The 23,687-nt window shown below is 67.9% G+C and carries 22 protein-coding genes and 1 pseudogene; 12 read left to right on the top strand and 11 right to left on the bottom strand.

Features of this window, described 5'->3' with window-relative positions:
- The first annotated feature begins 134 nt into the window (after positions 1–134).
- From AC3WQM_RS20030 to AC3WQM_RS20005, 6 genes are all read left to right on the top strand, one after another.
- Complete coding sequence (locus AC3WQM_RS20030) at positions 135–1,007, top strand: branched-chain amino acid ABC transporter permease (RefSeq protein WP_056582994.1); 873 nt, start codon at positions 135–137, stop codon at positions 1,005–1,007.
- Position 1,008: 1 nt separating this feature from the next.
- The gene (locus AC3WQM_RS20025) at positions 1,009–1,995 is read left to right on the top strand and encodes a branched-chain amino acid ABC transporter permease (protein WP_062470615.1); all 987 of its coding nucleotides are present in this window, start codon (positions 1,009–1,011) and stop codon (positions 1,993–1,995) included.
- Positions 1,992–2,756, top strand: coding sequence for an ABC transporter ATP-binding protein (locus AC3WQM_RS20020; RefSeq protein ID WP_095744598.1), 765 nt, complete (start codon positions 1,992–1,994; stop codon positions 2,754–2,756). The genes AC3WQM_RS20025 and AC3WQM_RS20020 overlap by 4 nt, the downstream gene beginning before the upstream one ends.
- A complete protein-coding gene (locus tag AC3WQM_RS20015) occupies positions 2,749–3,456 on the top strand; it encodes an ABC transporter ATP-binding protein (protein WP_095950659.1) in 708 nt (235 codons plus the stop codon). The genes AC3WQM_RS20020 and AC3WQM_RS20015 overlap by 8 nt, the downstream gene beginning before the upstream one ends.
- Positions 3,457–3,488: 32 nt before the next feature.
- Positions 3,489–5,192, top strand: a complete 1,704-nt coding sequence (locus tag AC3WQM_RS20010) for a tannase/feruloyl esterase family alpha/beta hydrolase (protein ID WP_492681106.1) — start codon at positions 3,489–3,491, stop codon at positions 5,190–5,192.
- Between the two features lie 118 nt (positions 5,193–5,310).
- Positions 5,311–5,610, top strand: a complete 300-nt coding sequence (locus AC3WQM_RS20005) for a putative quinol monooxygenase (protein ID WP_492681104.1) — start codon at positions 5,311–5,313, stop codon at positions 5,608–5,610.
- On the opposite strand, the gene AC3WQM_RS20000 is transcribed toward AC3WQM_RS20005, so the two are convergent.
- The 3 genes and pseudogenes from AC3WQM_RS20000 to AC3WQM_RS19990 all read right to left on the bottom strand — a co-directional run bounded on the left by AC3WQM_RS20000 (position 5,607) and on the right by AC3WQM_RS19990 (position 8,263).
- Complete coding sequence (locus AC3WQM_RS20000) at positions 5,607–6,338, bottom strand: DsbA family protein (RefSeq protein WP_492681102.1); 732 nt, start codon at positions 6,336–6,338, stop codon at positions 5,607–5,609. The two genes, AC3WQM_RS20005 and AC3WQM_RS20000, sit on opposite strands and share 4 nt — an antisense overlap.
- Positions 6,332–7,225 (bottom strand): annotated as a pseudogene (locus tag AC3WQM_RS19995) (MBL fold metallo-hydrolase); the annotation flags it as partial. The pseudogene AC3WQM_RS19995 and the gene AC3WQM_RS20000, both read right to left, overlap by 7 nt.
- Before the next feature lie 120 nt (positions 7,226–7,345).
- Positions 7,346–8,263: a LysR family transcriptional regulator gene (locus AC3WQM_RS19990; protein WP_492681100.1), complete on the bottom strand. Its 918-nt coding sequence runs from the start codon at positions 8,261–8,263 to the stop codon at positions 7,346–7,348.
- Between the two features lie 100 nt (positions 8,264–8,363).
- Between AC3WQM_RS19990 and AC3WQM_RS19985 the strand changes: the two genes are divergently transcribed.
- From AC3WQM_RS19985 to AC3WQM_RS19975, 3 genes are read left to right on the top strand one after another with little or no spacing between them, the layout of a single operon-like run.
- The gene (locus tag AC3WQM_RS19985; RefSeq protein ID WP_492681098.1) at positions 8,364–9,311 is read left to right on the top strand and encodes a hydroxymethylglutaryl-CoA lyase; all 948 of its coding nucleotides are present in this window, start codon (positions 8,364–8,366) and stop codon (positions 9,309–9,311) included.
- On the top strand, positions 9,308–10,507 hold the full coding sequence (locus tag AC3WQM_RS19980; RefSeq protein ID WP_492681096.1) for a CaiB/BaiF CoA transferase family protein: 1,200 nt from the start codon (positions 9,308–9,310) through the stop codon (positions 10,505–10,507). Before AC3WQM_RS19985 ends, AC3WQM_RS19980 begins: the two co-directional genes overlap by 4 nt.
- A 34-nt stretch (positions 10,508–10,541) precedes the next feature.
- Positions 10,542–11,528, top strand: coding sequence for a tripartite tricarboxylate transporter substrate binding protein (locus AC3WQM_RS19975; RefSeq protein ID WP_492681094.1), 987 nt, complete (start codon positions 10,542–10,544; stop codon positions 11,526–11,528).
- Positions 11,529–11,669: 141 nt separating this feature from the next.
- On the opposite strand, the gene AC3WQM_RS19970 is transcribed toward AC3WQM_RS19975, so the two are convergent.
- The 4 genes from AC3WQM_RS19970 to dnaG form a co-directional block, all read right to left on the bottom strand.
- Positions 11,670–12,797 carry an HPP family protein gene (locus AC3WQM_RS19970; RefSeq protein WP_492681092.1) on the bottom strand — a complete coding sequence of 376 codons (1,128 nt, stop codon included), beginning with the start codon at positions 12,795–12,797 and terminating at the stop codon, positions 11,670–11,672.
- 12 nt (positions 12,798–12,809) lie between these two features.
- The gene (locus AC3WQM_RS19965) at positions 12,810–14,048 is read right to left on the bottom strand and encodes a multidrug effflux MFS transporter (RefSeq protein ID WP_354347233.1); all 1,239 of its coding nucleotides are present in this window, start codon (positions 14,046–14,048) and stop codon (positions 12,810–12,812) included.
- A gap of 108 nt (positions 14,049–14,156) precedes the next feature.
- Complete coding sequence (rpoD, locus tag AC3WQM_RS19960) at positions 14,157–16,520, bottom strand: RNA polymerase sigma factor RpoD (protein WP_492681090.1); 2,364 nt, start codon at positions 16,518–16,520, stop codon at positions 14,157–14,159.
- 296 nt (positions 16,521–16,816) lie between these two features.
- The gene (dnaG, locus tag AC3WQM_RS19955; RefSeq protein ID WP_492681088.1) at positions 16,817–18,850 is read right to left on the bottom strand and encodes a DNA primase; all 2,034 of its coding nucleotides are present in this window, start codon (positions 18,848–18,850) and stop codon (positions 16,817–16,819) included.
- Between the two features lie 74 nt (positions 18,851–18,924).
- On the opposite strand from dnaG, the gene AC3WQM_RS19950 reads away from it, so the two are divergent.
- Positions 18,925–19,872 (top strand): YihY/virulence factor BrkB family protein, encoded by a 948-nt coding sequence (locus AC3WQM_RS19950; RefSeq protein ID WP_492681086.1) that lies wholly within the window; start codon positions 18,925–18,927, stop codon positions 19,870–19,872.
- Here AC3WQM_RS19950 and AC3WQM_RS19945 read toward each other — a convergent pair.
- Both AC3WQM_RS19945 and AC3WQM_RS19940 read right to left on the bottom strand, forming a co-directional pair.
- Positions 19,820–20,578 (bottom strand): 3-hydroxyacyl-CoA dehydrogenase, encoded by a 759-nt coding sequence (locus tag AC3WQM_RS19945; protein WP_489057456.1) that lies wholly within the window; start codon positions 20,576–20,578, stop codon positions 19,820–19,822. The genes AC3WQM_RS19950 and AC3WQM_RS19945 overlap by 53 nt on opposite strands.
- 130 nt (positions 20,579–20,708) lie before the next feature.
- Positions 20,709–21,260 carry a phasin family protein gene (locus tag AC3WQM_RS19940; protein ID WP_099796175.1) on the bottom strand — a complete coding sequence of 184 codons (552 nt, stop codon included), beginning with the start codon at positions 21,258–21,260 and terminating at the stop codon, positions 20,709–20,711.
- A 185-nt stretch (positions 21,261–21,445) separates the two neighbouring features.
- Here AC3WQM_RS19940 and AC3WQM_RS19935 point away from each other — a divergent pair, with 185 nt between their 5' ends.
- Together AC3WQM_RS19935 and AC3WQM_RS19930 are read left to right on the top strand one after the other, a co-directional pair.
- Complete coding sequence (locus AC3WQM_RS19935) at positions 21,446–22,381, top strand: histone deacetylase family protein (RefSeq protein WP_492681084.1); 936 nt, start codon at positions 21,446–21,448, stop codon at positions 22,379–22,381.
- Complete coding sequence (locus AC3WQM_RS19930) at positions 22,378–22,839, top strand: acyl-CoA thioesterase (RefSeq protein WP_492681082.1); 462 nt, start codon at positions 22,378–22,380, stop codon at positions 22,837–22,839. The genes AC3WQM_RS19935 and AC3WQM_RS19930 overlap by 4 nt, the downstream gene beginning before the upstream one ends.
- 57 nt (positions 22,840–22,896) lie before the next feature.
- Here the strand turns inward: AC3WQM_RS19930 and AC3WQM_RS19925 are convergent, their stop codons facing one another.
- Positions 22,897–23,307 (bottom strand): hypothetical protein, encoded by a 411-nt coding sequence (locus AC3WQM_RS19925; RefSeq protein ID WP_492681080.1) that lies wholly within the window; start codon positions 23,305–23,307, stop codon positions 22,897–22,899.
- Positions 23,308–23,366: 59 nt separating this feature from the next.
- The gene (locus tag AC3WQM_RS19920) at positions 23,367–23,600 is read right to left on the bottom strand and encodes a CsbD family protein (protein ID WP_062470554.1); all 234 of its coding nucleotides are present in this window, start codon (positions 23,598–23,600) and stop codon (positions 23,367–23,369) included.
- Between the last annotated feature and the right edge of the window lie 87 nt (positions 23,601–23,687).

Raw genomic sequence — 23,687 nt, 5'->3', positions numbered from 1 at the left:
TCGCCCCCAGGCTGCGCGCACTGCGTGTCGCTTCTCCAACCCCCTACCGGGGGCAACACCTGAGGCCCGGCAAAGCCGGTTCCTCGGTGTTCCCCGAAGAAACCGCAGTGCGCGCAAGCTGTTGAATCGCTGATATGTTGACCATTCTTTTCGACGGCATCGCCTACGGCATGCTGCTCTTCGTCCTCGCCGTGGGGCTGGCCGTGACGCTCGGGCTGATGAACTTCATCAACCTCGCGCACGGCGCCTTCGCCATGGCGGGTGGCTACCTCACCGTGTTCGCGATGCAGAAGTTCGGCGTGCCGTTCCTGGCCTGCCTGCCGCTCGCGTTCATCGTCGTCGCGCTGGCCGGCGCGCTGCTGGAGCGCACGCTCTACCGGCCGATGTACGGCAAGCCGCACCTGGACCAGGTGCTGTTCTCCATCGGCCTGGCGTTCATGGCCGTCGCGGCCGTCGACTACTTCGTCGGCTCGTCGCAGCAGAACCTGCAGCTGCCCGAATGGCTGCGCGGGCGCAGCGAATTCGGCGACGGTGCGTTCCTGCTGGGCATGGGCCACTATCGCATCTTCATCATCGCCGTGTGCGCCGTGCTCACCGTGGTGCTGCAGCTCATCCTCTCGAAGACCCGCTTCGGCAGCCGCCTGCGCGCCGCCGTCGACGACCCGCGCGTGGCCGCCGGCCTGGGCATCAACGTCAACATCGTGTTCCTGCTGACCTTCGCCGTGGGCTCGGGCCTGGCCGGGTTGGGCGGCGCACTGGGCGCGGAAATCCTCGGGCTCGACCCGACGTTCCCGCTCAAGTACATGATCTATTTCCTCATCGTCGTCTCGGTCGGCGGCACCTCGTCGATCACTGGGCCGCTCGCCGCCGCGCTGCTGCTCGGCATTGCCGATGTGGCCGGCAAGTACTTCATTCCGAAGATGGGCGCGTTCACCGTCTACCTGCTCATGATCCTGATCCTCATGTGGCGGCCGCAAGGCCTGTTCACGCGCAAGGGAGGCCGCTGAGATGAGCGCGCCTGCCTATGAATCGGCCCTGCTGCGCACCGCGCGCTGGCGCCCCTGGGAGTTCGTGGTCTGGGCCGTGGCCTTCGCGCTGCCGCTGGCCATGCCCTCGCACTCGCTGCTGGTCAACGAGATCGCCATCGTCGCGCTGTTCGCGATGTCGCTCGACCTGATCCTCGGCTACACCGGCATCGTGTCGCTCGGCCATGCCGCCTTCTTCGGCTTCGGCGCGTACGCCGCCGCGCTGTTCGCCAAGCTCGTCATGCCCGACCCGACCGTCGGCCTCGTGTTCGCCACCGTGTTGTCGGCCGTGCTCGGCCTCGTGGCCAGCGTGACCATCCTGCGCGGCAGCGACCTCACGCGGCTCATGGTCACGCTGGGCACCGCGCTGCTGCTGCTCGAACTGGCCAACAAGCTCGACTGGCTCACCGGCGGCGCCGACGGCCTGCAGGGCGTGGTGATGGGGCCGGTGCTCGGCCTCTTCGAATTCGACCTGTATGGCCGCACCGCCGCCTGGTACTCGCTGGCCGTGATGCTCGTGCTGTTCCTCGTGATGCGCCGCATCGTGCATTCGCCCTTCGGCGCCACGCTCAAGGCCATCCGCGACAACCGGCTGCGCGCCATGGCCATCGGCATCCCGGTGGTGTCGCGGCTCGCCGTGGTCTACACCGTGGCCGCCGGCATCGCGGGCGCCGCGGGCGCGCTGCTGGCGCAGACCACCGGTTTCGCCTCGCTCGACGTGCTGGCCTTCGACCGCTCGGCCGACGTGCTGCTGATGCTGGTCATCGGCGGCGTGGGCTGGCTGTATGGCGGCGTGGCGGGCGCCATCGTCTTCAAGCTGCTGCAGACCTGGCTGTCGTCGGTGACGCCGCAGTACTGGATGTTCTGGATCGGCCTCATCCTCGTGCTGCTGGTGCTCGTGGGGCGTGACCGCCTGCTCAAGCCGTGGACCTGGTTCGGCGCTGCGAAGAAGAAGGGCGGTGCGGCATGACCACCGACACCGTGCTCTCGACCCAAGGCCTCGTGATGCGCTTCGGCGGCATCACGGCCACGAACAACGTCACGATGGAACTCAAGCGTGGTGCGCGCCATGCGCTCATCGGCCCGAACGGCGCCGGCAAGACCACGCTGATCAACCTGCTGACGGGCGTGCTCACGCCCACCGAAGGCCGCATCTCGCTGCTCGGCGAGGACATCACCACGCTCGCGCCGCACAAGCGCGTGGCGCGCGGGCTGGTGCGCACCTTCCAGATCAACCAGCTCTTCGATTCGATGACGCCGCTGGAAACGCTGGCGCTCGTGGTGTCGCAGCACCAGGGCATCGGCGCGCAATGGTGGCGCCCGCTGGGCGCGGACAAGCGCATCGCCGAGCGGGCCGGGCAACTGCTGGAGCAGTTCCACCTCGCCGACGTCGCCCAGCAGCAGACGAAATTCATGGCCTACGGCAAGCGTCGCCTGCTGGAGATCGCCATTGCGCTGGCCTGCGAGCCGCGCGTGCTGCTGCTCGACGAGCCCGTGGCGGGCGTGCCCGCCGGCGAGCGCGAAGAGCTGCTGCAGACCGTGGCCGCACTGCCGGCCGACGTGTCGGTGCTGCTCATCGAGCACGACATGGACCTGGTGTTCAGCTTCGCCGATCGCATGACCGTGCTGGTCAACGGCGCGCTGCTGACCGAAGGCGACCCCGAGACGATCGCCAACGACCCGAAAGTGAAAGAGGTCTACCTGGGCCACGGAGAACATGCCCATGTCTGAACTGCTGCGCATCGAGAACCTGAGCGCCGGCTACGGCGAGGCCGTGGTGCTGCACGACGTGGCCTTCACGCTCGGCGAGGGCCAGACGCTCGCGCTGCTGGGCCGCAACGGCACGGGCAAGACCACGCTCATCAACACGCTGGCCGGCGCCACGCGCCAGCACGGCGGCACCATCGCGCTCGGCGGGCAGGCGGCGCTGCACAAGCTGCAGCCGCACCAGCGCGCGGCGGCCGGCATCGGCTGGGTGCCGCAGGAGCGCAACATCTTCAAGTCGCTCACCGTGCACGAGAACCTCACGGCCGTGGAGCGCCCCGGCCAGTGGAACCCGCAGCGCGTCTACGAGATGTTCCCGCGCCTGGCCGAGCGCAAGACCAACCTGGGCACGCAGCTCTCGGGCGGCGAGCAGCAGATGCTGGCCGTGGGCCGCGCGCTGGTGCTCAACCCGAAGCTGCTGCTGCTCGACGAGCCGCTCGAAGGCCTGGCGCCCATCATCGTGGAAGAGCTGTTGCGCGCCATCCGCCGCATCACGCAGGGCGAAGGGCTGGCCGCGATCATCGTGGAGCAGCACCCGCAGGCGATCCTCGCGATTTCCGACCAGGCCGTGGTGCTCGACCACGGGACCATCGTGCATGCCGACACGGCCGCGGCGCTGCGCGCGCAGCCGGAGGTGCTCGATCGGCTGCTGGGCGTGGCGCGGTAGCCGCCACAGCGAACAACCAAGGAGACAGACAGATGGCGACCCCGAAGACAGTGTTTTGCGGGGGCGCCATGCTGGCGACCGCCGCGTTGCTCGCCGCATGCGGCACGGCCCCGACCGGCCCCACGCGGCTTGGCCTCGGTGCCGATCCGGCCCCCGCTTGCGCGGCGCTCACCGCGCCGGTGGCGGCCACCGCCATCGGCCTGCCCAGCGGCGCGGCGACGATCGATTCGGCAGCGCTCGTGCCGGCTTCCGCGCTCGCCGTGGCCGAGCGCGGCCCCAGCCCCGCGTCGCGCATCACGCCGGCGATGCCCGCGTACTGCAAGGTGCTCGGGCGCATCGCACCGATTGACGCGAGCGCGCCGCCGATCCTGTTCCAGGTCAACCTGCCGCTTGCGTGGAACGGGCGCAGCGTGCAGTACGGCGGCGGAGGTTTCAACGGCGTGCTGATCACCGGCCTTTCGCTGGTGCCGGCGGGCCGCTTCGACCAGCCCACGCCGCTCGCGCAGGGCTACGTGACCTACGGCACCGACTCGGGCCACCAGAACGTGCAGGGCCAGCCGCCGCAGGCCTTTGCGCTCAACGACGAGGCGCTCGTGAACTTCGCGCATGCCTCGTACAAGAAGGTGCGCGACGTGGCGGTGGCGCTGACGCAGCGCGCCTACGGCCACGCGCCGCAGAAGCTCTACTTCATGGGCAGCTCCGAAGGCGGGCGCGAGGCGCTCACGATGGCGCAGCGCTATCCGCAGGACTTCGACGGCATCTTCAGCCGCGTGCCGGTGATCAACTGGACCGGGCTGCAGCATGCGGGCACGCGCAACGGCATCGCCACCTTCGGCGAAGGCTGGCTGCGGCCCGCGCAGGTGCAGCTGGTGCACAACGCGGTGCTCGCGTCGTGCGACGCGACGGATGGCGTGGCCGACCGCATCGTGTCGAACCCGGTGGCCTGCCTGCAGCGTTTCGACCCGGCCACCTTGCGTTGCGCGTCGGGCACGAGCGGCGACAACTGCCTCAACGACGCGCAGGTGCAGGCGGTGCGTACGCTGCGCTCGCCGTGGCGCTCGCCCGTGCCGCTGGCGCATGGCGTCACCGAGTACCCGGGCTGGGGCATCGGCGGCGAAGGCACGCCGGCCTTTGCGTCGATGGGCGGCTGGAACGCCTGGTGGACCGGCACCGCCGCGCCGACCGTGCCGCCGCAGCCGAGCAACGGCATCGCGTGGTTCTACGGCAGCGGGGCGCTGCAGTATTTCTACGCGCGCAATCCGTCGCTCGACGTGCGCAACTACCGCGCCGAAGACTTCGCCGCGCGCATCGCCACCGTGTCGCAGCTGATGGACTCGACCAACCCCGACCTGAGCGCCTTCCATGCGCGCGGCGGCAAGCTGCTGGTGCTGGAGCACATGGCCGACTACGCGCAGAGCCCGTTCGCGGGCATCCGGTACTACGAGTCGGTGGTGGCACGCATGGGCCGCGAGAACGTGGACCGCTTCATGCGCCTGTACACCGCGCCCGGTGTCGACCATGTGGGCAGCGGCGCACCGGCCAACGTCGACATGCTCGGCGCGCTGGCCGACTGGGTCGAGCGCGGGCGTGCGCCGACCGGCTTGCAATTGCTTGAGCAGGAAGTGCAGCCGCCGTTCAAGACCACGCGTGCGCGTCCGCTGTGCGAGTGGCCGCTGTGGCCGCGCTACGTGAATGGCGATGCGTCGCAGGCGGCGAGCTTCCAGTGCAGCCGGTAGCGCGCGCTTGAAGCGGTCGCGATCTTCAAGGGGCGGTTGAAGGAGTTTCGGGGCGAGGGGGCTTTTTCATGTGCGGGGGTCACCGCAGACTGCAGGCATCCGAACTTCACAACGACCCATGAGCACCACGCCCCTCGTCAGCATCGCCGTCCTGAAGGCCAAGACCGGCCAGCGCGAGGCGCTGCGCGACGCCCTGAGCGCGCTGGTGGCGCCCACGCGGCAGGAGCCTGGCTGCCTCGACTACACCTTGTTCGAACTGCGCGACGAGCCCGGCAGCTTCTACATGCGCGAGTCGTTCCGGGACCAAGCCGCGCTGGACGCGCACTTCGCCACGCCGTATTTCCAATCCTTCGAGAAGCGGTTCGACGACCTGCTGGACGCGCCGATCCGGCTGGTGTTCCTGGAGAAGGTCGCCTAGATCGCGCAGCCGTCGGGCCCGCAAGCTTCGGACGCCGTTGCAGAAGGCGCCGGCGCGACGAAGGTGGCGAGCTGCGCCTTCCAGTCGTCCGCGCGCCCCAGCCACGGCCCGATGTCGATGCGGCCCGCGTTGCCGTCGGCCTGCGCCAGCACGAAGGTCGGAAAGCCCTGGCCACCCGCGCGCTGCAGCAGGTCGCGGCTCGCGGCGATGTGGCGCGCGGTGGCGTCGCCCGTGTGCTGCGCGAAGGCCGCAGCGAAGTCTTCGGCGTCGAAGCCGAGTTCGACCGCCAGTTCGGCGAGTACGCCGGCCTCCGCGATGCGCCGGCCTTCGACATAGTGGGCCTGCTGCACGCGGTGCGCCATGTCCAGCCCGCCGCCCGCGCGCAGCGATTCGGCCGCGAGGATGGCGGTGATCGGCGGTTCGGAGTCCATCACCGCGCCGCTGTCGCGCAGCAGGCCTTCGAAGTAGGCCTCGCCGAACGGCTGGCCCGTGAGTTCGGCGATGCGCCTGTCGTGCGGAATCACGTAGTCGCGCCACTGCGGCGTGATGGGGCGGCGGTTGGCGCCGGTCATCATGCCGCCGGCGTGGAGCTCGACGCGCAGGCCCGGCACGGTGCGCGCGGCCTCGACCAGCGGCGCAGCGGCGTAGCACCAGCCGCACAGCGGATCGAAGATGCAGTGCAGGGTGGCGGTGGCGGTGTCGGCGTTGTTGTTGGTTATTGCGGCCACTTCATTTCTCCCTTGATGACCTTGGCGCCGAGTTCAAGCGACGAGGCGTCTTCGAGCTTCGGGTAGCGCTGCTTCATGGCGGCGATGAGTGCGGCCGAGTCCTTGGCCTTGGAGGCTTCGGTCTCGAAGGCCTTGAGGTAGTCGCGCGTGAACTTCACCGACGCCACGGTGTAGGGCGCCGAGCCGTCGGCGTTCGGCAGGTAGTGGCCGGGCACCACGGTCTTGGGGTGCAGCGCGGCGATGCGGTCGAGCGTCTTGAGCCAGTCGCGGCGCGACTGCACCGTTTGCGTGTCAGCCACCCAGACGTGGATGTTGGCCGACACCGGAATGCCGCCGACCACCGCCTTCAGCGAGGGAATCCACGCGAAGGTGCGCGCGGGCGTGGGACCGTCCAGGCCGACGACCTGGATCTTCTTGCCTTCGAGCGTGAGGCTGTCGCCGGCCAGCGGCTCGGGCACGACCAGCGCCTGGGGCGCGTTGTCCTTGAGGATCGGGCCCCAGTGCGCGAGCTTGCCGTCCTTGGAGGCCTGGATGGCGGCCACGGTCTGCGGCGTGGCGACGATCTTTGCGTCGGGGAACGCGGCGCGGATCACGTCCAGGCCGAAGTAGTAGTCGGGGTCGCTGTGGCTGATGTAGACCGTGGTCAGCTTCTTGCCGCTGTCCTTGATCTTCTGCACCAGCGCCTGCGCGTCGTTGCGCTGGAACTGGGCGTCGACCAGCACGGCGTCGGTGGCGCCGGCGACCAGCACCGACGACACGGGGAACATCGACTTCGTGCCGGGGTTGTAGACGTCGATCTTGAGCGGCTGGGCGGCCTGGGCGGCGAAGGGCGCGAGGGCGAATGCGGCGGACAGGGCGGCGGCGGCAACGAGGGTTCTGCGGAACATGGCGGTGTCTTTCGGTCGGTTGAGTTGAGGGTGACAGCGTGAACAGACCGGATGTTAGGTTGCGGGAAACGAAACAAAAACCACCGCCAAGACAATGGATCGTTTCGGTTATCGGACGAATCAGGCGGCTTCCGCGCGGTCCGTGGCGCAGCGCTCGAGGTGGGTGACCAGCAATTGCGCCGAGGGCGACAGCGTCGCCTCGCTGCGAAAACAGATCGCGAAACGCCGGCGCGCCCAGTCGTCGGTGAGCGGCATCAGCCGCAGCCCGAAGGCCTCGGTGAAGGGCCGGGCGACTTCCGCCGGCACCACGCTGATGGCCAGCCCGGCGCGCACCACGCGCAGCGCCGCATCGAAGTTCGACACCAGCACGCGGTACACCAGCGGCTTGCCGGCCACGGCCGCCTCGCGCGCGAGCATCAGCTGCACGGCACTCAGCGCGGGCATGCCGACGAATTCGTGGTCGAGCACCTGCTCGAAGCGCACCGCGTCGTGGCGGGCCACGGGGTGCGACGGGTGGGCCACGATGGCCAGGTGGTCGGAGCGGTAGTCGCGCCGCTCCAGCCCGTCGAGGTCGGCCGCGTCCCAGCACAGGCCGATGGACGCGATGCCCTCGCGGATGCCGCGCACGATCTCGGGGCTCACGCGTTCTTCCATGTCGACGCGGATGTTGCGGTGCGCCGGGTCTTGCAGGAAGCCCGCCACGTCCTCGGCGAGCGACTCGGCCATGACCGACGCCGAGGCCAGGATGCGCACATGCCCGCGCGCGCCGCCCGCGTAGGCGGCCATGTCGCGCTCGATGCGGGTGGCGCTGCCGAGCATGGCGCGCGCGTGTTCGAGCAGCGTTTCGCCGGCCGGCGTGGGCACCACGCCGCGGCGCTTGCGCAGCAGCAGCGGCGTGCCGACCGTGTCTTCGAGTTGCGCGAGGCGCTTGCTGATCGCCGAGCCGACGATGTTCGCTTGCTCGCCCGCGCGCGCGATGCTGCGGCTGTCGCAGACGGCGACGAACAGGCGCAGGGTGGTCAGGTCGAGGTCTCTCATGAAGTTCCAGTTTGGAAGCCAATGGCTTCCAAAATATACCTTCATGACTGAATCGGAACTTCTACGATCGGCGTCATTCCCTCACGACGGAGACAGCCTCTTGATTCACGCCTTCCTGCCGCCGCGCGCGGTCGTCCGCGAAGTGGGCCTGCGCGACGGCCTGCAAAGCATCGCCCGCGTGTTGCCCACGGCACGCAAGCTCGAATGGATCCGCGACGCGCACGCGGCCGGCCAGCGCGAGATCGAGGTCGGCTCGTTCGTGCCGGCGCACCTGCTGCCGCAGCTGGCCGACACGGCCGAGTTGCTGGCGTATGCGAAGACGCTGCCGGGGCTCTTCGCTTCGGTGCTCGTGCCCAACCTGAAAGGCGCCGAGCGCGCCATCGCGGGCGAGGCCGACCTGATGATGGTGCCGCTGTCGGCCAGCCACGCGCACAGCCTGGCCAACCTGCGCAAGACGCCCGACGAGGTGGTGGCCGAGGTCGGCCGCATCCGTGCGGCGCGCGACGCGGCGGGCTCGAAGACGCTGATCGACGGCGGCGTCGGCACGGCCTTCGGTTGCACGCTGCAGGGCCATGTCGACCCCGACGAGGTGCTGCGCCTGATGCAGGCGCTGCTCGATGCCGGCGCCGACCGCGTGAGCCTGGCCGACACGGTGGGCTACGCCGATCCGGCCATGGTGCGCAGCCTGTTCGAGCGCGCGCTGCGCATCGCGGGCGACCGCCTGTGGTGCGGCCATTTCCACGACACGCGCGGGTTGGGGCTCGCGAATGCGTATGCGGCGCTGGAGGTTGGTATCACGCGCTTCGATGCGTGCCTCGCCGGCATCGGCGGTTGTCCGCATGCGCCCGGCGCGAGCGGCAATGTCGACACCGAGGACCTCGTCTTCATGCTCGAGAGCATGGGTGTCGCCACCGGCGTTGATCTGCCGAAGCTGCTCGATCTGAGGAAACGCGTGGCCGGCTGGCTCGACGGCGAGACGCTGCAGGGCACGGTGTGGCGTGCGGGCTTTCCGAAGACCTTTGCACCGGCGGAAGGCGTCGCCGCATGAGCACCGAAGCCAAACGCCTGCCGCTCGCGGGCATCCGCGTGGTCGAGTTCACGCACATGGTCATGGGGCCGACCTGCGGCATGGTGCTGGCCGACCTGGGCGCCGAGGTCATCAAGGTCGAGCCGATCGAGGGCGACCGCACGCGGCATTTGCTGGGCGCGGGCGCGGGCTTCTTCCCGATGTTCAACCGCAACAAGAAGAGCATCGCGCTCGACCTGCGCCATCCGCAGGGGCTCGAGGCCGCGTTGCGCCTGTGCGCCACGGCCGACGTGGTGGCGCAGAACTTCCGCCCCGGCACGATGGACAAGTACGGCCTGGGCTACGCGGCGCTGGGCAAGCTCAATCCGCGCCTCGTGTACGTGAACCACACGGGCTTCCTGCCCGGCCCCTACGAGCACCGCACCGCGCTGGACGAGGTGGTGCAGATGATGGGCGGGCTCGCCTACATGACGGGGCGCCCCGGCGATCCGCTGCGCGCGGGCAGCAGCGTGAACGACATCATGGGCGGCATGTTCGGCGCCATCGGCGCCATCGCCGCGCTGATGCAGCGTGCTGAAACCGGCCGGGGGCAGGAGGTGCAGTCGGCGCTGTTCGAGAACAACGTGTTCCTGGTCGGCCAGCACATGCTGCAGTACGCGATCACGGGGCAGGCGGCCGCGCCGATGCCCGAGCGCATCTCGGCCTGGGCGCTGTACGACGTGTTCACCGTGAAGGACGGCGAGCAGATCTTCCTGGCGGCCGTGAGCGATGCGCAGTGGAAGACCTTCTGCGACGCGCTGGGCTTCGATGACCTGAAGGCCGACGCCACCTTGCAGACCAACAACGACCGCGTGCGCCTGCGCCCGACCTTGCTGGCCGCGTTGCGCGCGCGCCTGGCTGACCGTTCGGCCGCCGAGCTGTCGGCGATCTTCGAGGCGCGCGGCCTGCCGTTCGCGCCGATCACGCGGCCCGAAGACCTGTATGCCGATCCGCACCTGCAGGCCACCGGCGGCCTCGCCGACATCCGCCTGCCCGATGGCGAGCGGGCCGGAGAGATGGCGCAGACCACGCTGTTCCCGATCACGCTCGGCGGCGAGCGGCTGGGCGTGCGCCTGCATCCGCCGACGCTGGGCGAACACACGCGCGCGCTGCTGGCCGAACTCGGCTATGCCGGCGCGCAGGTGGATGCGATGCATGCCGACGCGGCCATCGCCTGATTGCTTCCTCAAAAACAAGACGAGAGACAAGACCATGACCACGAACTTTTTCTCGATGAACCGCCGCGCGATGCTGGGCTTCGGCGCCTCGGCCGCCGCGCTGGCCGCATTGCCTTCCTTCGCGCAGGGCTCCGACAAACCGATCCGCTTCATCCTGCCGATCAGCGCCGGCTCGGGCGTGGACAACATCGTGCGTGCCGCCTCGGTGGCGCTCGGCAAGGCCTTCGGCCAGCCGGTGGTGATCGAGAACATGCCGGGCGCGGGCGGTCTCACCGGCACGTCGGCCATCGTGAAGGCGGCGCCCGACGGTCTCACGCTCGGCATGGTGTCGAACAACCATGTGATCAACCCGAGCGTGTTCAAGAAGATGCCGTTCGATGCGATCAGCGACATCACGCCGATCAGCGTGGTGGGCGCAACGCCGCTGGTGCTGATGGTCAACCCCAAGCTGCCCGCGAAGAACGTGAAGGAACTCGTGGCGCTGCTGCGCGCCAGGCCCGACGGCTACAACTACGCCTCGTCGGGCAACGGCACCATCATCCACCTGGCCGGCGAGATGTTCATGGACGAAGCCGGCGTGAAGGCGCGGCACATTCCGTACAAGGGCACGGGCCCGATGGTGACCGACATGATGGCGGGCCAGGTCGAGATCGGCGTGGTCGCATTGCCGGCCGTGCAGCAGCACATCAAGAGCGGCGCACTGCGCGCCATCGGCGTGTGCGGACCGGCGCGCTCGCCGGCCGCGCCGGACATTCCGACGATTGCGGAGCAAGGCTTGCCGAACTACGCGGTCGAAGGCTGGTTCGCGGTGATCGGCCCGCCGAAGATGCAGGCCGCCGACATCAAGCGCGTGCACGACGCCGTGGTGGCCGCCTACACCAGTGCCGAGGTGCGCGAGGCGATGGACCGGCAGGGCAATGTCATCAAGCCCACGTCGTCCGAAGAGGCCGCGAGTTACTTTCGCAGCGAGGCCGCGCGCTATGCGGCACTGGTGAAGAAGGCGAACGTCGTTTTGGAATGAATGTCTTGCCCCTTCCCCTCCCGGGGGAAGGCTGGGATGGGGGCAAGCGGCCTGCGATGAGGCGCCGCGTCGTTGTGGAGGCCGTCGTGCCCCCACCCCGACCCTCCCCCGGAAGGGGAGGGAGAAACGCACAGGCGAGGCCTACGCCGGGCTCACCGCGCGGTACAGCGCCCGCACGAAATCCGACTGCGTGATCATCCCCGTCAGCCGCTTCTCTGCATCGATGATCGGAATGTGGTGGTGGCCGCCTTCGGAGAACAGCGGCACCAGCTCGACCACCGGCCGGTCGGCGCTGGCCACGCGCACCTGGCGCGTCATGATCTGGCCGACCACCTCGGGCTTGTTCGACATCACCGTGCGCGTGGCGCGGATCAGGTCGCGCAGCCGGCCGGCGATGCCGTCGTGGTGCTGCAGGTCGAGCTGGCGGAAGAAGTCGGCCTGCGTGACGATGCCGACCACGCGGCGCGTGCGGTCGGTGACGGGCAGCGCCTTGATGCGGTGCTGGTGCATCAGCGCCCAGGCTTCCTGCAGCGGCGTGCCGAACTCCACCGAGATCGGCGTGCCCGACATGATGTCGGCGCAGTGCAGCGTGCCCAGGCGGCGCTTGTACGACTCGAGCTCGGTCTGCTGGATCAGCGACTCGAGGTCGTCGCGGCTGATGTCGAGCACCTGGTTGTAGCGCGCCAGCACGGCGTCGATGTCGGCCTGGCTGAAGCGCGCGTCGGGCGAGGGCGGGCGCGCCACCTGCACGTGCGGATAGCGCCGCCCCGTGAGCGTGTTGTAGGCCACGCCGGCCAGCACCAGCAGCAGCGAGTTCACGAGCACCGGGAACAGCGCCGCCGAGAAATCGGTGGTGTGCGTGAGCACCGCCAGCAGCGCCGCCGCGCCGCCGGGCGGGTGCAGGCAGCGCGTGAAGAACATCAGGCCGATGGCCAGCGCCACGGCCACGGCGGCGGCCACGGCGGTGTCGGGAATCCAGCTGGCGCAGGCGATGCCCACCAGCGTCGACAGCGTGTTGCCGCCGATCACCGACCAGGGCTGGGCCAGCGGGCTGGCGGGCACGGCGAACACCAGCACGGCGGTGGCGCCCATCGGCGCGACCAGCCACACCGCGTGCTCCAGCGGCACGGACAGCCAGCGGCACAGCAGGCCGGTGATCAGCAGCCCGATGCCTGCGCCGCCCACGGCGCGCAGGCGCTCGCGCGCATTGACGTTGGAAGGGCCCGGGAGCCAGGCGCGCAGATAAGTCCACAGTGCGGCGAATCGCATCCCCCGTCCCCCTCAGGCTTCTTCGTGTGCCACCCGACGCCCGATGTCGGGCCAACGGTGGTGCAGCCAGACCCAGGCGACCAGCCCGATCGTGAGCATCAGCGCGGAGGTGAGGGCCAGTGCCAGCGTGGAGTGCATCACCAGCGGTGCCACCGCGCCGGCCACGACGCCGTTGGCGGTGGAGCCGATCACGGCCTGCAGCGACGAGGCCATGCCGCGGCGCTCGGGGTGCAGGTCGAGCACCAGCAGCGTGACCACCGGGACCATCAGCGCCCAGCCGAAGGCGAACACCGCCAGCGGCCACACGGCCCAGGCCACGTGCGCCTGGAAGAAGATGTTGGCCACCACGTTGACCACCGAGGTGACCATCATGATCAGGAAGCCGTCGCGGATCTGCCGCTTGGGTGCCACCTTGCCGGCCATGCGGCCGCTGGCGCGCGCGCCGAGCATGATGCCGCCGATGGTCAGCAGGAAGAACCAGAAGAACTGCTGCGGCTGCAGTGCCAGGTGGTCGCCCAGGAACGCCGGCGCGGCCAGCACGTAGAGGAACATGCCGTTGAAGGGCACGCCGCTGGCAAAGGCCAGCAGCAGAAAGCGCGGGTCGGAGCACAGGTCGCGGTAGCCGCGCATCAGGTGGCGTACCTGGAAGGGCTGGCGGTGGTCCTTGTGCAGCGTCTCGGGCAGCAGCTTGTAGTTGGCGACGAACAGCGCCACGCCCACGGCCACGAGGAACCAGAAGATCGAGTGCCAGCCCGCGTGCACGAACAGGAAGCCGCCCACGATGGGCGCGATGGCCGGCGCCACGCCGAAGTAGATCGTGACCTGGCTCATCACCCGCTGCGCTTCGGCCGGCGGGAACATGTCGCGGATGACGGCGCGCGACACCACGATGCCGGCGCCGGTCGACAGGCCCTGCAGGCCACGGAACAGCACCAGCTGCGTGATGTTCTGCGACAGCGCGCAGCCCAGCGAGGCCAGCGTGAACACGGCCAGCCCCCACAGCACCACGGGCCGGCGCCCGAAGCTGTCCGACAGCGCGCCGTGGAACAGGTTCATGAAGGCAAAGCCGAACAGGTAGGCCGACAGCGTCTGCTGCATCTCGGCCGGCGTCGCACCGATCGATTTCGCGATGCCCGAGAAAGCCGGGATGTAGGTGTCGATGGAGAAGGGCCCGAGCATGCCCAGCACGGCGAGCAGCACGGCAAGCGCCCAGCGCGGGGCCTGCCAGAGTTTGTCTGCGTCGGGATTCATGGAAAGGCGGCTCCGTTGTACTTGTGTGTTGTGTGTCGGTGGAAAAACGAGAACGCCCGCCGCCCGGGTGAGGGGCAAGGCGGGCGCTTGGGCTTCAGCGAACCTGGATTACAGGGTGTCGATGAAGCTGCGCAGCTTGTCGGAACGCGACGGGTGCTTCAGCTTGCGCAACGCCTTGGCTTCGATCTGGCGGATGCGCTCGCGGGTCACGTCGAACTGCTTGCCGACTTCTTCCAGCGTGTGGTCGGTCGACATTTCGATGCCGAAGCGCATGCGCAGCACCTTGGCTTCGCGCGGCGTGAGGGAGTCGAGGATGTCCTTGACCACGTCGCGCAGGCCGGCCTGCATCGCGGCCTCGATGGGGGCCGTGTTGCTGCTGTCCTCGATGAAGTCGCCCAGGTGCGAATCGTCGTCGTCGCCGATGGGGGTTTCCATCGAGATCGGCTCCTTCGCGATCTTCATGATCTTGCGGATCTTGTCTTCCGGGATCTCCATCTTGGCGGCCAGGATGCCGGCGTCGGGCTCGAAGCCGAACTCCTGCAAGTGCTGGCGCGAGATGCGGTTCATCTTGTTGATCGTCTCGATCATGTGTACCGGGATGCGGATGGTGCGCGCCTGGTCGGCGATCGAGCGCGTGATGGCCTGGCGGATCCACCACGTGGCGTAGGTCGAGAACTTGTAGCCGCGACGGTATTCGAACTTGTCGACCGCCTTCATCAGGCCGATGTTGCCTTCCTGGATCAGATCGAGGAACTGCAGGCCGCGGTTGGTGTACTTCTTGGCGATGGAGATCACGAGGCGCAGGTTGGCCTCGATCATTTCCTTCTTGGCATCGCGCGAGGACGATTCGCCCTCGTTCATGCGCTTGTTGATGTCCTTGAGCTCGGTCAGCGGCACCACCACGCGCGACTGGATGTCGGCGAGCTTCTGCTGCAGTTCCTGCACCGGCGGGATGTTGCGCGCGAGCACGGCGCTGTACGGCTTGCCGGCCGCGGCCTGCTTCTCGACCCACTTGAGGTTCAGCAGGTTGGAGGCGATGCGGTTGCCGTTCTTGTCGAAGCCGCTGAAGTCGCGAATGAACTCTTCCTGCGGGAAGCCGCACTTGTCCACGATGATGCGGCGCAGTTCGCGTTCCTTCTTGCGCACGTCGTCCACCTGCGTGCGCACCAGGTCGCACAGCTTCTCGATGGTCTTGGCCGTGAAGCGGATGGTCATCAGCTCGTCGGACACGGCCTGCTGGGCCTTGGTGTACGCGGGCGTGCCGTAGCCTTCCTTCTCGTAGATCTTGTGGATCTTCTCGAACATCTCGGCGATGCGGTCGAAGCGCGAGAGGGCTTCGTTCTTGAGTTCTTCGAGCTTCTTGGTCAGGGCCTTGGAGCCGCCCTTGCCGTCGTCGTCGTCTTCCTCGTCGAATTCGTCGAAGTCTTCTTCGGCCACGTAGTCGTCGGCCTCGTTGGGGTTCGAGAAGCCGTCCACGATGGTCGAGATGACGACCTTGCCTTCACGGATGGTCGCGGCCATTTCGAGGATCGCGGCGATGGTGGCGGGGGAGGCCGAGATGGCTTCCATCATGGCCATCAGGCCGCCTTCGATGCGCTTGGCGATTTCGATTTCGCCTTCGCGCGTCAGCAGCTCGACCGTGCCCATTTCGCGCATGTACATGCGGACCGGGTCGGTCGTGCGGCCGAATTCGCTGTCCACCGTGGACAGGGCCGCTTCGGCTTCTTCCTCGGCTTCTTCCACCGTGGTGGCGGTGGGCGCGGTGTTGTTCAGCAGCAGGGTTTCGGCGTCGGGCGTCTGCTCGTACACCGCCACGCCCATGTCGTTGAGCATGGTGACCACGACTTCCATGGTCTCGGCGTCGACCAGCTTGTCGGGCAGGTGGTCGGAGATTTCGCCGTGCGTGAGGTAGCCGCGGGTCTTGCCCAGCGTGATCAGCGTCTTCAGGCGCGAGCGGCGCTTGGCCAGGTCTTCTTCGGAGAGCACGGTCTCGTCGAGGCCGAACTCCTTCATCAAGGCGCGTTCCTTCGCCTTGCTGATCTTCATGCGCAGCGGCTTGACCTTCTCTTCGGTGGTCGCGGCCACCGCCGGCTCGTCACCCGCCAGGTCTTCTTCGATGTCCGACAGGTCGATGTCGCTCTCGCCGGCTTCCTTGGCGGCCTTGGGCTTGCGCCCGCGCTTGGCGCCGGTGGCGGGCGCAGCGGCAGCGCTGGCGGCCTTGGGCGGACGGCCAACTTTCTTGGCAGCGGGGGCAGCCGTGGCAGTGGCCGCGGCTTTTTTGGGATCGTCGAGAGAGGTCGATTTCGTGGGCACGGTTTTCACTTTCGTTGCGGCTGCCGTTTTGGACGCGGCGGCAGCCGTCTTGGTTGCCGGTTTGGCACCGGCTTTCAGCGGTTTCTCTGCTACGGGCTTGGTGGCGACGCTTTTGACGTTTTTGGCAAGTGAAGGAGCAGGCTTCTTTGAACTGGGCATACGACCTCGTTACGACAAGAAAAGACAAGCGGGATCACAGGCGCGCTGCCACGCGGACAGCACCACCATGCCCGTGCACAGGCACGGACAAAACAATTGGGAAACGAGGAATTAATTCCTCACCAGGCAAGATGTCGGGCGAACATTTGGTGTGCAGTCCTTGCGGTTATTGACCCTTTCCGCCGGAATTTACCGTTGGAGTGCGTTGCGCTAGGGGTCGGCCCGGAGGTGCTGCTGTCGCTCTTGCCTAATTTCGCCAGTTGCGAAGCCCTACATTATAGCCTGTTGCGCAAATTTCAAGCAGTATCTGTCCCCGACGCGCGAATGCGGTCTCGCAATTCGAGCCGGCGGGCTTCCAGCGCCTTGTAGCGCTCCAGGGCTTTCGGGTCTTTTCCAACCGAAGCGATGGCCTCGCTCTGCTGGGCCTTGAGCCGGTCGTCGAGCATGAAGTCGAGCACGCTCCCCAGCTCCTTGGCGGCCTCGGCCAGGTGCTGTTCTTCCTCGCCCTCAGGCACCGGCCCGGCCTCGGAAACGCTCATGAGCCGCTCGGCCAGCGGCGCGAAATCGAGCCCGCGCAGGCCTTCGCGCAGCGCCGCCCAGGGTTGCACGCCGTGCTCGTGCAGCTGGCTATCGAGCCAGGTGAAGAGGGCGCCGTGTTCGCCCGGCAGGTCGCACAGCATCACGTGCAGCTCGTGCGACAGCGCCTCCCACTGCGCCATGTTCGACAGCACCAGCCGCACCGCCACGTCGGGCCGGCTCGGCGGCTTGCCGCGTCCGCGCAGCGGCTCGATGGGCTCCTCGAACTTGCCGCCCCAGCGCTTGCCCTTGGTGAACTTGCGCGGCTGGAACTTGGGCTTGCTCTCGTTTTCGTAGCGCGGCGGCTCGTAGTCCTGCGTCGGCGGCAGGTCCGGGTAGTAGTCACCGGGGTCGTTGCCGTAGTTGTCGGGCTCGCTGTGGCGCTGCGGGGCCTGGGATGGCTGGCTGCCGCCGCCACCCTTGCGCGGGCCGGGCGCGGCCGTGGCCCACAGGTCGGACAGCGCCGCGGCGTCGAGCTGCACCAGCGTGGCGATCTCGCTGAGCAGCTGCCGCTTGAGCGCGCCGTCGGGCATGGCACTCCAGAGCGGGCGCACGTTGCTCGTCATGTGGGCGCGGCCTTCGGCGGAGCTCAGGTCGCAGCCTTCGCGGGCGGCCTCGAGCATGAAGCGCGACAGCGGCGTGGCCTCGGCCACGAAGCCCGCGAAAGCCTCGGCGCCGTGCGCGCGGATGTAGCTGTCGGGGTCGTGCTCGGCCGGCAGGAACAGGAACTTGATGCTGCGTGTGTCGGTGGCGTAGGGCAGGGCGCCGTCGAGCGCCTTGCGCGCGGCGCGGCGACCGGCGGCGTCACCGTCGAAGCTGAACACCACCGACTCGGTGAAGCGGAAGAGCTTTTGCACATGCTCGGTGGTGCAGGCCGTGCCCAGCGTGGCCACCGCGTTCGGAAAGCCGAGCTGGGCCAGCGCCACCACGTCCATGTAGCCCTCGGTGACGAGCGCGTAGCCGCGGTCGCGGAAGGCGGCGCGCGCCTCGTACAGGCCGTAGAGCTCGCGGCCCTTGCTGAAGACGGGCGTCTCGGGCGAGTTCAGGTACTTGGGCTTTTCGTCGCCGAGCACGCGCCCGCCGAAGCCGATGCACTCGCCCTTGACGTTGCGGATCGGGAACATCACGCGGTCGCGGAAACGGTCGTAGCGCTTGGCTTCCTCGTCGCTGAGCTTGCCTTCCTCGTTGTTGACGATCACCAGACCGCTCTCGGCGAGCAGCGGGTCGTCGTAGTCGGGGAACACGCTGGCCAGCGCGCGCCAGCCGGCCGGCGCATAGCCGATGCCGAACTGCTTGGCGACCTCGCCCGACACGCCGCGGCCCTTGAGGTAGTCGATGGCGCCGGGCGCCTGGCGCAGCGCCTTGCGGTAGGCGTCGCCGGCCTTTTCGAGCACGTCGGTCAGCGTGGCCTGCTTCTGGCGCTGGCTGGCGGCACGGGCGCGTTCGGCCGGCGAGACGTCGTCCTCAGGCACGACCAGACCGTACTGGCCGGCCAGGTCGTGCACGGCTTCGACGAAGCCCATGCCCGCATGTTCCATGAGGAAGCCGATGGCGTTGCCGTGCACGCCGCAACCGAAGCAGTGATAGAACTGCTTGGTCGGGCTGACCGAGAACGAAGGCGACTTCTCGCCGTGGAAGGGGCACAGCCCCATGAAATTGGCGCCGGCCTTCTTGAGCTGGACGTAGCGGCCGACGATTTCGACCACATCGGCGCGCGCGATGAGTTCCTGGATGAATGAAGCGGGGATGGTCATGGCTGCGGGGAGCGGCAAATCATACGCAAGCGCACGGGCGGCATACTGAACCCCGCCGCAAATCCACATCACGCATGAAGACGCCACTGCCTTTGCAACACGCCGCGCCGCTGCTGCGCCATCCGCTGCGCTTCGTCTGGGGCGCGCTCAAGGACTTCCGTGCCAACCAGGGGTTGCTGCTGGCGGGGGCGGTCGCCTATTACGCACTGCTGTCCATCGTGCCGCTGCTGATCGTGAGCGTGATGGCGCTGTCGCACGTGATCGACCAGGGCGAGTTGCTGCGCACCATCGGGCGCTACCTCGAATGGCTGCTGCCGGGGCAGTCGAAAGCCATCGTGGCCGAGCTGTCGAGCTTCCTGGACCACCGCTCGGTGCTCGGGCCGGTGCTGCTGGTGACGATGATTTTCTTCAGCTCGCTGGCGTTCAGCGTGCTCGAAAGCGCGATGGCGGTGATCTTTCACCACCGCAAGGACGATCACAAGCGTCACTTTCTCGTATCGGTGGCGATGCCGTACCTCTACATCCTGAGCCTGTGCGCGGGGCTGCTGCTGGTCACGCTGGTGTCGGGGGCGCTGCAGCTGGTGGGGCAGGAAAGCGTCGACCTGCTGGGGCGCAGCTGGTCGCTGTCGGGCATTTCGGGCTTGCTGCTGTACCTGCTGGGGCTGGGCGGCGAGATCTTCATGCTGACCTCGCTCTACCTCGTGATGCCGGCCGGGCGCATGTCGCTGCGGCATGCGCTGCTGGGCGGCGTGACCGCCGCGCTGCTGTGGGAGGCCACGCGGCGCGTGCTGATCTGGTACTTCTCGACGCTGTCGCAGGTGAACATCGTCTACGGCTCGCTCACCACGGCGATCGTGGTGCTGCTGAGCCTGGAAATCGCCGCCATGCTGGTGCTGATCGGGGCCCAGGTGATCGCGAACTACGAGCGCCTGGACCGCACAGGCAGCACGAAGCTGCCGGCGTCCGAGATCAGCGAGGGGCCAATCGAATCGCTCCGTCCAGACGAATCACCTCGCCGTTGAGCATGTCGTTCTCGATGATGTGCTTGGCCAGCTTGGCGTAGTCCTCGGGCGTGCCCAGGCGCGACGGGAAGGGCACGCTGGCGGCCAGCGCGTCTTGCACTTCCTGCGGCATGCCGAACAGCATGGGCGTGCCGAAGATGCCGGGGGCGATGGTCATGTTGCGGATGCCGCTGCGCGCGAGGTCGCGGGCGATGGGCAGGGTCATGCCGACCACGCCGCCCTTCGAGGCGCTGTAGGCGGCCTGGCCGATCTGGCCGTCGTAGGCGGCGACCGAGGCGGTCGAGATCAGCACGCCGCGCTCGCCGGTGGCTTCGGGCTCGTTCTTGCCCATGGCGTCGGCCGCCAGGCGGATCATGTTGAAGCTGCCGATCAGGTTGACCGTGACGGTCTTGCTGAACACGGCCAGCGCGTGCGGGCCGTTCTTGCCCACGGTCTTCTCGGCCGGTGCGATGCCGGCGCAGTTGACCAGGCCCATCAGCTTGCCGAGCTTGAGCGCAGCGGCCACGGCGGCCTGGCCGTCGGCTTCCTGGCTCACGTCGCACTTCACGAACACGCCACCGATTTCCTTCGCAACGGCTTCGCCCTTGTCCGCCTGCATGTCGGCGATGACCACCTTGGCGCCATTGGCAGCCAGCATGCGCGCCGTGCCTTCGCCGAGGCCCGAAGCGCCACCGGTCACGATAAAAACTTTGCCGTCGATCTGCATTGAGAGTCTCCTGAAATGAGACCCGCATTATCGAAGACGGCCGCCGGGCCAAAAAAAAGGCCTCGTCGTGAGACGAGGCCCTGAATTGGATCCGTGAGGACCCAAGGAGACAACTGGTGGTGGTCGGTGCTTAGCGCTTGCGCGAAGCGGTGGCCGTCTTGGCAGCGGCGACGGCTTGGGTCGACACGGCGTTGAAGTTGGCTTCGGCGACGTCCGACGCTTGCTTGACGGCCTTCTGGACCGATTCGAAAGCGTTGTTGGCGGCAGCCACGGCGCTCTTCAGCACGGCGACGGCGGTTTCCGAACCGGCGGGGGCGTTCTTGGAAGCGCTGTCGACGAGGCCGACGAAGGCTTGCTGGGCTTCAGCGGCCTTGGCTTCGAAAGCCTTCGAGAATTCGGCGTTCGTGCCTTGGGCGATGTCGTACAGGTGACGGCTGTAGGCAGCGGTCTTTTCAGCCAGGGGCTGGAACAGGCTGGCTTGCAGCGTCAGCAGCTCTTGGGCGTCCTTGACGCTCAGGGCGGCCTGGACGGTGCTCTGGGCTTCGGTCAGGGCGGCCTTGGAAGCGGTCACGTTCAGTTCGACCAGCTTTTCAACGCCTTCGAAAGCCTTGGAGGTCAGGCCGAACAGGGTTTCGAGGTTTGCTTTTTGAGCGGCGAGGATTTGGTCAGCGGTCAGGGCCATTTGAGATCTCCAGAAAGGATGATGGGGTGGTCGATTCACGTTGCGCTGCGCCTCGTCGTTCATGTTGCGGTGCAGCATGGCCTGAAGTATAGGCAGCTGAACGCAGCGATCAAGCGGTTTTTGCTGCTGTGCAGCAATTTAGAAGCGGCCTTCTAAATTCGGCAACTTCGGGGCGCGCCGCCAGAATGAAGGCCATGCGTGCTTTCTATTCCGGGCAGTTCGTCCTGCCCCTGCCGCCGGGCCACCGCTTTCCCATGTCGCGCTACGCGATGCTGCGCGATCGCCTGCAGGAGCAGCTGCCGGACGTCGAGATGGACGCGGCCCCGCGCGCCACCGACGACGAGCTGGCGCTGGCCCACACCCCCGAATGGATCGCCGCCGTCAGCGAAGGCCGCGTGAGCCCGCAGGCCATGCGCGAGATCGGCTTTCCGTGGAGCGAGGCGATGGTCGAGCGCTCGCGCCGCTCCACCGGCGCGACCATCGCCGCTTGCCGCGCCGCCTTCGCGGGCGGCGTGTCGGCCAACATGGCGGGCGGCACGCACCACGCCTACGCGGACAAGGGCAGCGGTTTCTGCGTCTTCAACGACGCGGCGGTGGCTGCGCGGCTGATGCAGGTCGAGCAGGCCCGCACCGGCCGGCTGCTCAGGGTGGCCATGATCGACCTCGACGTGCACCAGGGCAACGGCACCGCCCGCATCTTCCAGGGCGACCCGAGTGTGTTCACGCTGTCGGTGCACGGCCAGAAGAACTTCCCGTTCCGCAAGGAGGCGAGCGACCTCGACGTGGAGCTGCCCGACGGCTGCGGCGACACCGACTACCTCGCGGCACTGGAGCACGCGCTCGACGAACTCGACCGGCGCTTCTCGCCCGGCCTCGTGATCTACCTGGCCGGCGCCGATCCCTTCGAGCGCGACCGGCTGGGCCGCCTCAAGCTGAGCTTCGACGGCCTGGAGGCGCGCGACCGCCGCGTGTTCGACTGGACCTGGCAGCGCCGCATTCCGACCGCCTTCGCGATGGCCGGCGGCTACGCCAGCGACATCGCCGAGACGGTGCAGGTGCAGCTGGGCACCTTCCGCGTGGCGCTGGACTACTGGCGCCGCTGGCAAAATGCCGCGCGATGAGCGCCCCCACCACACCCGCACCAACCCCCAAGCCCACGCCCCACACCCGCAGCGCCTACCGGGCGTTTCGCAGCATCCCGACGCGCTGGGCCGACAACGACATGTACGGCCACGTCAACAACGTCGTCTACTACAGCTGGTTCGACACCGCGGTGAACGCGCTGCTCATCGAGCGCGGCGCGCTCGACATCCACGGCGGCTCCACCATCGGCTTCGTGGTCGAGACGCAGTGCAACTACTTCGCGCCGGTGGCCTTCCCGCAGACGGTGGAGGCGGGCATCCGCGTGGCGCAGGCGGGTCGTTCGAGCGTGCGCTACGAGATCGCGCTGTTCGCCGAGGGTTCCGACACCGCGGCCGCGCAGGGGCACTTCGTGCATGTGTACGTCGACCGCGCGACGCAGCGGCCGGTGCCGTTGCCCGAGGCGCTGCAGCAGGTGGTCGATTCGCTGCGCGCCTGAGCGCCCATGAAAAACGGCGCCCGCAGGCGCCGTCCGTGAGAGGGGCCGCAGCCCCGCTTACATCGTCTTCTTCATGGCCTTGATGTCGGCCTTGCCCTGGGCTTCATCAGCCTTGGCCTGCTTCACGCAGGCGTCCTTGGCAGCGCCGGTCTGGTCGTCGCACTTTTCCTTCGCGACTTCATAGGCAGCCTTCACCTTCTCTTCGGCCACCTTGCGGGCATGGCTGTCGCTCGGCTGGTACTGCTGCTCCAGCTCGGCCTTGGCCACTTCTTCCTTGCCCTTGGCTTCCTTCTGGCAGACGTCCTTGGCGTTGTCCTTCATCGTGTCGCACTGGGCCTTGGCGACCTTGTAGTCGGCCTCGACCTTTTCCTTGGCGACCTTGTACTCGTCCTTGGTCATGGCTCCGGCCTGGCCGGCGACGAAGCAGGTGGAGGCGAGGGCGAGCATGACGAGGTGCTGTTTTTTCATGGTGTGTGTCCTTTGCGGTGAGCGTGAGTGACAGAGGAGGGCGGAGGGCGCGTTCTTTCTCAGTTCTTCTCGAACCAGAGCGCGTCCGGCGAGCGGCCGTCGCGCGATTCCCAGTCCTTCACCTGCTTCTCGGCCTCGTCGCGGCTGATGCCGTGGCGTTCCTGGATGCGGCCCAGCAACTGGTCGCGCTTGCCGGCGATGACGTCGAAGTCGTCGTCGGTCAGCTTGCCCCACTGCTCGCGGACCTTGCCCTTGAGCTGCTTCCAGTTGCCTTCGATGGTGTCCTTGTTCATGTGAATCTCCTTGCGTAAGAGTGATGACCCGGCGGAACATGCCGCCGCCGTGAAATCAATGTCGCGTGAGTGATTCCCCCTGCCGGT

The sequence above is a fragment of the Variovorax sp. FW301-JW7 genome, from assembly GCF_058788795.1.
This window is presented reverse-complemented; position numbering and strand designations above follow the sequence as displayed.